Annotated in this window: 1 protein-coding gene; it reads right to left on the bottom strand. The window is 59.1% G+C overall.

The window, feature by feature from the left end:
- A partial coding sequence (locus ACP7EW_RS30810; RefSeq protein ID WP_426221808.1) for a DUF6531 domain-containing protein occupies positions 1–2,083 on the bottom strand: 2,083 nt, incomplete at both ends.

The following is a 2,083-nucleotide window of genomic DNA, read 5'->3' as shown; positions in this document are numbered from 1 at the left end:
CCGAGTTCATCCCGCTCGGAGGTGATTTTTCCGTAAGCGTTGTAGGTATATTTACGCGTATCACCGCTCGGCAAGACGATTTGGACTAATCGTCCTACGTGGTTCCATTCAAATTGCGTGAGCGCGCCGTGCTCATCTTCCTGGCTGATTTTTCGCCCGAGATCGTCATAGCGGCAGCGCTTGATTCCGCCATTCGGCAACTGCTCCTCAAGCAACTGCCCACGCTCATTCCAAACCAGCCGATGACAGCTGTGATCCGGCAGCCAAACCTGCGTCAGTTGCCCGTATTTGTTGTAGCTGTAGTCCGTGGAGTTGCCGTCAGGATCAGTCCTGCGCGTAACATCGCCCTGATCATTACGTTCATACTTCCAAACCGCCTGACCCCGCCTTACAACCCGTACGAATCCATTGTCATGCTCGTAGGTCGTCGGCTCATCATCCCCCGGAAACAGCGCCACCAAGCGCCCGGCTTCGTCGTACTGGTAGGCCGTGATCGCCCCCAGCGGATCCTGCTCAACCGTCAGCCGGCCTTTCTCATCGTAGGATTTGAAGTGCTCGGCCCCATCAGGATCCACCCGCTGCACCAGCCGTGCCCGCTGGTCATGCACGTAGACTTCCTGGCTGCCATCGGCGTTAAACACCGTGACCTGGCCGTTATCGTCCCAGGCATAGCGCGTGTCCATCTGCGAGAAACTGGCCCAATGCCGGACACACCGCGCGGCCTTACCAGACCTTTCCCACGCCCAGAAGAAACTCGCCCCACCGGCCAGTCCACGCTCAAGAATGACGTGCTGCTCGTCGTACCGATAAACCTCGCTTTCGCCTACCGCATTGGTCGCGCAAACCAGTCGCCCAAGATTGTCATAGGCGTAGGCAACAACGTTTTGCTCTGTCACCCAAACAAACGGACCGTCGTCCACGGCCCGCTCAATTTGGTAGTCCACCGCCACGATGCGGCCCGACGCATAGCGCAGAAACAACGAGCGCCCGACGCCGTTATCCAGCCGCTCAAGCTGCCCCAGGTAATTACGGAAAATGCGCAACCGGTTGTCATACGCATCGCTGATCGCCGTCAGCACACCGTCGCGGAAGTGGTAGAAACGTGCCCCTTGAGACAGGATCAATTCATCGGGTAAAGCGCCCAGATAAATCGCGGCTTCGGCCAGGCTATTGGTAATCGCCGGTCGAGAAACAGAAGGCAAGGGCAGGGTAGTCGACCGATTTTCATGATCGGTCCACACCACCGAATCCCCGGAAACACTCAGCCGATGCGCCAGCGAGTGACTCCAGCCAAACCCCAACCCGCCATCCACTTCCACCGCACTGGTGCGGTACAACCGCGTCCACTCAAACGGCAAGATCCCGTCCAGCACACCATCGGTCAGCGTCAGCAGTTCCTCGCCCGTGACCATCGACACCGGACAGCCGTTGGTGACGGTCTTGTCCGAAGATGCCGCCGCATCCCCAGCCGGATTTCGAGCAGAAACAGGCACATCATCCACAGGCTCCGCCTGCTTCAGCACTGCGTTCTGCCGCGCCTTCCAGCGCATCTGCAGCGTGCCTTGCTTCAACCCACCCACCACCCCGCGAACCGCGACCGCCTTGTAGCGATCCACGGCCTGCATGAACTTCGTCAGAATCCCCAAAAGCCCCCTGACAAAACCCACCGCCGCCTCAAGAATCTGCCCGCCATACTTGACCAACCGCAGACTCAAATACGCCACACCCACCGCCGGTAACGCGAGGGTCAACACCACGCCAATCACCAGATCAATCAGCAACGACACCACAAACCCAGCCGCCATCTCAGCCATTTCACCGGGCGGCAAGGCGTCCAGCCAGATCATCGCCGTGCGCAGCATCAGGAACAGCGCCGCCTCATCACTGGCCAGCAACATTGCCTGTTCCATGACCTTGGGTGCATCGGTGGCGAGTTGCGCCAATTTGGCCGCTTCTGCGCCCAACTGTTCGACATACTTCAATGGGTCATCAAGAATCGCCTGTACGAGCTTGATGCTGTCCCACACATCACGAATCGCGGCCCAACTGCCCGCTAAAAGCCCGCCGCCAATCGCACTGGCGG

It is taken from the genome of Pseudomonas sp. DWRC2-2, assembly GCF_049897885.1.
In the GTDB taxonomy this organism is placed as follows: domain Bacteria; phylum Pseudomonadota; class Gammaproteobacteria; order Pseudomonadales; family Pseudomonadaceae; genus Aquipseudomonas; species Aquipseudomonas azotoformans_A.
Note: the sequence above shows the minus strand (reverse complement) of the source record. Positions and strands in the feature narration are given on the sequence as shown.